At 59.8% G+C, this 7,796-nt stretch carries 5 protein-coding genes; 3 read left to right on the top strand and 2 right to left on the bottom strand.

The genetic code is table 11. The features are described from left to right. The coding region (locus JOZ76_RS11585; protein ID WP_291698764.1) for a glycerol-3-phosphate dehydrogenase at window positions 1–983 on the top strand (983 nt) is incomplete at its 5' end. Window positions 984–1,041: 58 nt separating this feature from the next. Here the strand turns inward: JOZ76_RS11585 and JOZ76_RS11580 are convergent. Continuing rightward, window positions 1,042–1,272, bottom strand: a complete 231-nt coding sequence (locus JOZ76_RS11580; RefSeq protein WP_291698763.1) for a hypothetical protein — start codon at window positions 1,270–1,272, stop codon at window positions 1,042–1,044. A 407-nt stretch (window positions 1,273–1,679) separates the two neighbouring features. On the opposite strand from JOZ76_RS11580, the gene JOZ76_RS11575 reads away from it, so the two are divergent. Together JOZ76_RS11575 and JOZ76_RS11570 are read left to right on the top strand one after the other, a co-directional pair. Then, window positions 1,680–3,212 (top strand): L,D-transpeptidase, encoded by a 1,533-nt coding sequence (locus JOZ76_RS11575; RefSeq protein WP_291698762.1) that lies wholly within the window; start codon window positions 1,680–1,682, stop codon window positions 3,210–3,212. A 1,439-nt stretch (window positions 3,213–4,651) separates the two neighbouring features. Further along, entirely contained in the window at window positions 4,652–5,152 is a 501-nt protein-coding gene (locus tag JOZ76_RS11570; RefSeq protein ID WP_291698761.1) for a DUF6714 family protein, read from the top strand. Window positions 5,153–5,505: 353 nt separating this feature from the next. Here the strand turns inward: JOZ76_RS11570 and JOZ76_RS11565 are convergent, their stop codons facing one another. After that, window positions 5,506–6,903 (bottom strand): RNA-directed DNA polymerase, encoded by a 1,398-nt coding sequence (locus tag JOZ76_RS11565; RefSeq protein WP_291698760.1) that lies wholly within the window; start codon window positions 6,901–6,903, stop codon window positions 5,506–5,508. Window positions 6,904–7,796 lie beyond the last annotated feature (893 nt).

Raw genomic sequence — 7,796 nt, 5'->3', positions numbered from 1 at the left:
AGCGCGGCGCCGACATTTGCACCGGTGCGCGCTGCGTGCGCGCCGACCGCACCGAACAGTGGCGGCTCGCAGTGATCGACCGCGGCCATCGCCGCGTCGTCACCTCGCGGGCGCTGGCCAATGCGAGCGGAGGGTGGACCGCGCAGGTCGCCGAGACCGTGCTGCGCATGCCGCTGCCGGTGGCGCGCATCCATCAGATGAGCCAGATCGTGGTGCGGCGGCTGTTCGAGACCGACAATGTCTACGTCTTTCAGAACCGCGATCAGCGGCTGATCTTCGCCAGTCCCTACGAGCGCGATTTCACGCTGATCGGCACCACGGGCCATGCCTTCAAGGGCGATCCCGCCGTAGTCACGACGGCCGCCGCCGATGTCGCCTATCTCTGCCAGGCCGCCAACCGTTATTTCCGCGAGCAGATCGGCTCCTCCGACGTCGTCAAAACGGTTGCCGGCGCGAACATGGTGGTGGGACCGGCCAGCGAGGACGGGATGGAGGTCGCCGCCGTGCGGCTCGACCGCCGCCGGCGCCAGGCGCCGCTGATCACGATGTTCGGCGGCGAAGTCACATCGGCACGGGCGCGCGCGGAGCACGCTGTCGCCACGCTCTCGCCGTTCTACCCGATGACGCCGCGCTGGACCGCGACGGCGCCGCTGCCGGGCGGCGACTTCGAATGGAATAGGTTCGAGGAGCAGGTCGAGCGCGCGCGCTGGCGCTGGCGCTTTTTGACCGAGGGTGAGGCGCATCGTTTGTTCGCCGCCTACGGCACGCGCCTGCCGGAGGTTTTGGGCGACGCCAAAAACCGCGCCGAGCTCGGTCCGTATTTCGGACCCGACCTCAGCGCCGCGGAAGTGCGCCATCTGATGACGCGCGAATGGGCGCGCTTTCCCGACGACGTCTTGTGGCGGCGGACCAAGCTCGGGCTATCGATATCGGATGAGGACCGCGAGGCGCTCGCGCTGTTCATGGCGCGGGGTGGACTTTAGGTCAGGCCGGCGAGAATCGAATCGAGATCAGCGATCGCCGGGAGCGTGTAGCGGAGTTTCACAGGCCGTGCTTGGCCCAGGTCGCCCGGACCTGTGCATCCGTTGCGAACTCGCCGCGCGCCGCGGCCTCTTTCGATGCCGAGATCGCGGCCTGCTCATCGGCGGAAAGCGCCACAGGAGGCGCATCGTCTGCGCCCGCAAGCTGAAGGACGACACGCGCGATATCGTCCTGTGTCTCTGATGGCAGGCTACGTGCGGCCGCAACGGCTTGATCAAGGAGTTTTGTCATCAAGGAGAGAATAGTCCTTCTCGGGCGGAATGGAAGGGGTCACCTCTGGCGAGCCGCGCCAGTTCTCCACCTGCTGCCCCGTTCAAGATTTCCGCCCCATCTTGTTCTGCATCCGACGCCATTCCGTTCTCGAAGGACGAATCGCAATCGCGCAAATCGACGTCAAAGGGATCTTAACAATTGGTTCGCACGAGGAAGCTGCAAGCATAGAGCGGATGAGCAACATCCGGGACGATTTGCAGGAGCATGGCATCGGCGTGTCGCACGTGTTCTGCTTGCCATATTTCAGACGTCCGATTTGGGTCCAACAGCGACATCGGGCGGCCTAGCCGTGTCAGGGTCAGTCAACTAAGCTGGTCGTCGATCTGATCGAGGCACGCGCGGACGGGGCCAACCAGGGACATGGCATGGTAAATCGATTCATGACGGCGCGATCCACCGTGGCGATGACGAGCAGGCGGGTTCCCGCCATTGTGACGCTCGCGGCGATGGCGCTGCTTTCAGGGCTGACCACGGGCGCCGCGGCGAAACAGGCGCGCCCCGCGCAAGCCAGCGAGGCGACGGCGCCGCGCGAAGCCGGCGAGCCGATCATGGCGATCGTGTCGATCAAGACCCAGCAGGTCACGTTCTACGACGCCGAGGGCTGGATTTTTCGCGCCCCGGTGTCGACCGGCATTGCGGGACGCGAGACGCCAGCCGGCGTCTTCGCCGTCATCGAGAAGGATCAGGACCACCACTCGACCCTCTATGACGATGCCTGGATGCCGAACATGCAGCGCATCACCTGGAACGGCCTCGCGCTGCATGGTGGGCCGCTGCCCGGCTATGCCGCCTCGCATGGCTGCGTGCGGATGCCTTACGACTTTGCGGAGAAGCTGTTCTACAAGACGTGGATCGGGATGCGGGTGATCATCTCGCCTGATGACGCGGCCCCGGTCGCGTTTTCCCATCCCACGCTGTTCGTGCCGAACGCACAGGCTCTCGCGGCGGCTCCGGCGCGGGCCGAGACGCTCGCCCGCGAGGCCGAGGAAGCCGCGCGGACCGCCGAGGAGGCGAAGCAAGCCGCTGCGACGGCGGCGCGCGAGGCCGCATTGCTCACGGCGTCGCTGCGCAAGCTGGAGGAGCTCAAGAGGCGCGCAGACGCCGCGCTCGCGTTCGCCGACAAGGTGCTCGCCGCCGCAAAGACGGATCAGGCCAAGGCGCGGGCCGAGGAGGCGAAGCAGAAGGCCGCCCTCAAGGCCGCGGAAGCTACGACGCAGCTCGATGCCGCCAAGGCCGATGCGACGTCGAAGTTCGATGCCGCGCCCGCCGCGAAGGACGCCGCCAAAGCGGCGCAGGCCAGGAAGGCCGACACCGCCAAGGCGGCGCGCGAGGCGAAGCTCCTGCTCGAGCCGGTCTCGGTCTACATCAGCCGCGCGACACAAAAACTTTACGTGCGGCGCAATACGCACAAGCCATGGCCGGACGGGGGCGAGGTGTTCGATGCGACCATCGAGGTTCCCGTCACGATCAGCAATCCCGACCGGCCGCTCGGCACCCATGTGTTCACGGCCATGGCGCAGAGTGGCGGGGGTCTGCGCTGGACCGTGGTCACGATCGACAACGGCGACGACCCCAAGAACGCGCTCGACCGCATCACCATCCCCAAGGATGTGCTCGATCGCATCGCGCCGACCGCCGTGCCGCGATCCTCGATCATCGTCTCGGACGAGCCGCTGAGCAGCGAGACCAACTACCGCACCGAGTTCGTCGCAGTGCTGAACAACCAGCCGCAGGGCGGCTTTGTCACGCGGCGGCCGACGGTCGATGTCCCCGTCGCAAGCGGCGACGAATGGGGCAACAACGGCGGCGGCTTCTTCTTCTTCCAACGCCCGCAACCAGGCACCATGCGTCCGCGCGCTGGCCAATACTATCAACCGATGCAGCCGCGCTGGTGGTAGGACGCGGCACGTCGCGCGCAGGCCGCATGTTCCTTGCGTTCGGGTTGAAAATGAGGCTGCAAGGAATTCCAGACTCGCGAAGTTAAAGCGTGACGGCGTGGTCGGTGGGTGTGTAGCCGCGCTGGTGCGCGATGAAATTTATTGATCGTCTGGCCGCGCAAACGGTTCACCTCTCCCCGCTTGCGGGGAGAGGTCGCCTCGCGTCAGCGATGCGGGTGAGGGGCTCTGCACGAGCGCAGTGCCTGGAGACTCCCCCTCACCCCAACCCTCTCCCGCAAGCGGGGCGAGGGAGCGTACCTCTCGTACGGCTCCGATCGAACCTCATTGCATCGCGCGCTGGCAACGATGGACGGACGCGCGTCTTGCATGAGGCCGAAGAGTGATGTTGTTCGAAAATGGGACACACGCGCGCGCAGTAAAGGTTTGGTTCTTTGGTTAATGATCAGTAAACTTCGCGAGGGGCAGAGTTGTATCGCAGGAGTACTGTCACCATGAGATACGGCATTTTGGTCCTTGCACTTGGCGCTCTGTGGTCATCGCAAGCTTCCGCGGGCGACTTTCCGCAATCTGTCTACGTGGCGCCGGGAGGCGTTTATATCGCGTCTGCGCACGTTCGTGTGGGGACCGAAAGCGGGTATCCGGCTTATGGGGCGCCTGGTCCCACCTACTATGCACCCCACGCGCCCGCATACGCGCCGCGTTATCTGGCACCGGGACCGGCATACGGAGCGCCGACCTACTATGAAGGATATCGCTCGGCATATCCGACGCGCCGAGCCTACATTGACCCGTCCGATTTCACTTATGCGGAAGAGCCGCCGCGGCCGCCTGCGCCCGTGCCATACGACGGCGCTGCGCATTGTGTGTTCGACCAGGTTTATGGTCGGCCAGCCTACTGCGACTGAAATTCAAAGGGCGGTTCCGCGCGAGCCGCCTTTCGTCTTCATTGACAGATGCGTTTCCACGCCAGCAAAATTGTAGGATGGGTAGAGCGTAGCGAAACCCATCACTTTGGCTGCACAGGCTCGATGGGTATCGCTTCGCTCAACCCATCCTACGGGCTGCGCGTGACTTGCCCTCATCTTGTTCTGCATCCGACTTCATTCCGTTCTCGAAGAACGAATCGCAATCGCTCGAATCGACGTGGATGGGGTCTTAACAATCGGTTCGCAAGGAAAGCTGGAGCGACATCCGGGACGATTTGCAGGATGACGGCGGCCGCGTATCGCATGCGCTCACGCGGGCGATCTGCCGCAGTCGCGCGGGCCGCTTGCCGCGCCACGCATGACTGCTTTTCATCTTGTTCTGCATCCGACACCATTCCGTTCTCAAAGAACGAATCGCAATCGCGCGAATCGACGCCGAAGGGGTCTTAACGATTAGTTCGCACCGGGATGCAAGCGTAGCTAGAATAAGCAGAGCACGAAAGCCTTCCCCCGATGACAGCCGATCAACTCTGTGAACTCCTGCGCGCGAGCTTTCCCGTCGAGCCACTGCCTGAATTTTTCTGGAGGGCTGGCGCTGAGCAGCCTCCTGGCGACATCCCCGACGAGCTTCAGAAGAGACTGGCGAACCGGCCTTGGATTGACGTCACGATGCGGGACTGGACGATGATGGGCGCGCCCGCCTGGCTTGCGCGGATCTATCTCGACCCGGACACCTTTCGTTACTACTTGCCGTCGCTGTTGGTTGGCGTCCTCCACGACACCGGTTACATCGATTGGGCCCTCGAGTGTCTGCTGCCGGCCGGCAGGAAACGTCGCACCGAAAGAAAGGAGTGGACGGAGTTCTGGGATGGTCTCTCCGACAAGCAACGAGACGCCATCCGCGCATATCTGACGGGCATTCGATCGATGCTGGGCAATCCCACGGATCCTGCCGATCAACATCTCCATCTATTGGATGACGCAGCCTTGATCTGGGGTTTATCTGGTCGGTAGCGGCTGCCGAAGCCCGAATCGGCGCGAATGGGCGCGATTCTCCACTCACTTGCGCCGCGGATGATTGCTCCTCGTCTTGTTCTGCATCCGACACCATTCCGTTCTCAAAGAACGAATCGCAATCGCGCAAATCAGCGCGGACGGGGTCTTAACAATTGGTTCGTGCGGAGGAGCAAGCGCCGCCGACCTCTCCGCCGTAGCTCGACCAGCGATGGCGGAAAGCTCGCGAGAAGGCAACATCTGCGACAGGGCCTAAACGAGCGAAGCGACATCGGGGACGATTGGGCGGTCGATGAAAGAGCCCTGCATGTCGCTGCGTGAGTTCCTGATAACGCCACTGCCGCTAAAAACAGTTAGAAATATCGTTCGACGTTTTGGAATATCCTGCGAGTTAGAAGTTGCTGTAGCCGCTGAAGTGTTAATTCGCGCTTCGTTGTGTGTACGTTCTTCTCGACATCATAGAAGCTAACCTTCCTCCTCAGCATCACCCCAAACAAGGGATGCGAATCTACAAAACATGGACTTGCTGGAGCAATCCACTTCTTCAATGTCGCCTCATACACAAACAACCACATATTCGATCTTAGGCCATCTTTCCCGTAGATGGTCTGCCAGTAGCTTGTATCGATACCTCCATCGATCAATTTCCTTGAGTTCAGATCCATCAAGAGCAAAGCGCAAACGGAGCTTTCGGCGCCGAAGACATCCTTCAAATCGCTGTTCTTCAAAACAACCCTTAGCGCCTTTGCTAGGAATAGTACCCAGCTAACCTCGAAATAATTATGTATCGGAGCGTTGAATCGAATGATATCGACTATGAACTTTTGGATTAGGCTTCGATCGAGTACTTTGCCAAGATGGTTTGATTCAACCAATATTTGGACCACCGCCGGAAGGCACGACGAGTCCTTCCGGCATAACCGTAGCAAAAATGTTACATAATAGGCGAACACTGCTTCGACGATTCGGAACGAGCGACTGCGCTTGATGGCGTAGACCAGAACTTGGTCGCGATTGTTTTCTTCTGAGAGAAACAAAGCCGTCTTGAAATAGTGCTCGACGTCGGCCTGTTGACGATCCGCTTGCGCCGAGACGCGGAAGTTCGAGAGGGCTGCGATCCACTCGGGTCTGACGACCTCTCCAACTCCCAGTAAGGACGTCTTTTCGATGTTTATATCGAGCTCAAAATGAGAGAACGCTTTCGTGATTATTCCGAGTAGACCGTCGACGCTATCGCGCTCATCGAAGGCGATATGAATGTCGTCAACATATCGAATTGACCGTTCGTCCGCCGACAGGAGTTGTTTGGCAATCTCTTGTTCGATCGCGACACCAATGATTTCGCCAATCACGCGCGACGTATCAGGGCCAACCGGTATTCCGATTGTTTGACGGCCCTGACAGTCTCTAATTGCCTTATCTAGTCGGTCGCCGAGAGTCGCCTTGAATGCAGATTGTGTATAGTTTGCTTTGCAGTACGCCTTCGTATGAAGCGCCCAGGGTATCGAGTGGGTGTAAATCGTATGATAGTACCTAGATATGTCCGTTTTCAAACAGGATCGGTATTTCGAAAGCAGCTCAACCGTCCTCCGTTCTATCAAGTCAAAGTCGATCTGAAAGAATGTTCTCTCGCCGCTCATATCAAATATTGGCTTAAATTCAGAGATCTTAGACTTCTTGAGAAAGTCTCTGATCTCCTTCCACTCGCTGGAGATCAGTTCGGAAATCTTAAAGTGATTGATAGGATTCACGATAGAAAGCCGTCGTCGCGCCCGACCATATCGTGGCACTGAGAGGAATTCAGGATCACTGAAAAACTGTTTCAGTTCGTTCGTCGGCCACTTCTTTTTAAGATGGCTCCTGTGACGAGCGAGATCCCCTGAAACGAATGGCGGCGGAAGCTCTCTGGGAAAAAGGCCGACTTCTAAAAGACGCTTAAGCCGCCGATCTTTGTTTGGTCGAAGAACTTGCATTAACCTAGAGGCCTAGCTTCCCGTTTGTAGTGGTTGCCCTGGTTGGCCCTGCGCAAAGCCCACCCAGTCTACTCGAAATATCGATCAGAGCTAAGTCACGGCGCGGTCCCTTAGCTCATCATGCAATGTCAAGTTGAGATTGGAGTCAATGGTTGCTTGCAGCGCAACCTGCCCACACACCGCTTTGCTCCGCGTGGGATCAGTTCGGGCGGCCCTCGCTCAACCGTAGGAAGTGATTCGTCCGGACAAGCTCATTTCGTTCCCTCGACTCCCTGGCTAACGCGGACAATGGTGCCAAATAGCGCTCTGGAAAAACAGAAATTCGTGAGGTAACTCAACGCTTTTTCGATAAGTTGTAGGCCGTGTGGGAATTTCACTTGACAGATTACGAAAAACAGAATTATTGTCGCGGCATCCCGCCTCGCTCAGGAGGGGCGTTTCGGCCGATCGTCACGATACGTGGAGCGCGGGATGCGATGGACGCGTTGGCGACGCGCACGATCTTCGTGCGGACGAACGGCACTGATGCGGACGCAAAAGCGCGTGGTCCTGGCCTCCCGACGCTGAGGCCAAGCTCGCGAGGTGATGATCTCGCGGGCGATGGGAGCAAGAAAGCCCGGTTCCCAGGGAGAGCGCGCCATAAGCGTTAAAACCATCGCGCAGGGAATGCC

Source organism: Bradyrhizobium sp. (assembly GCF_019244115.1).
In the GTDB taxonomy this organism is placed as follows: Bacteria; Pseudomonadota; Alphaproteobacteria; order Rhizobiales; family Xanthobacteraceae; genus Bradyrhizobium.
The sequence above is the reverse complement of the archived record's forward strand: the minus strand, read 5'-3'. Positions and strand labels throughout refer to the sequence as shown.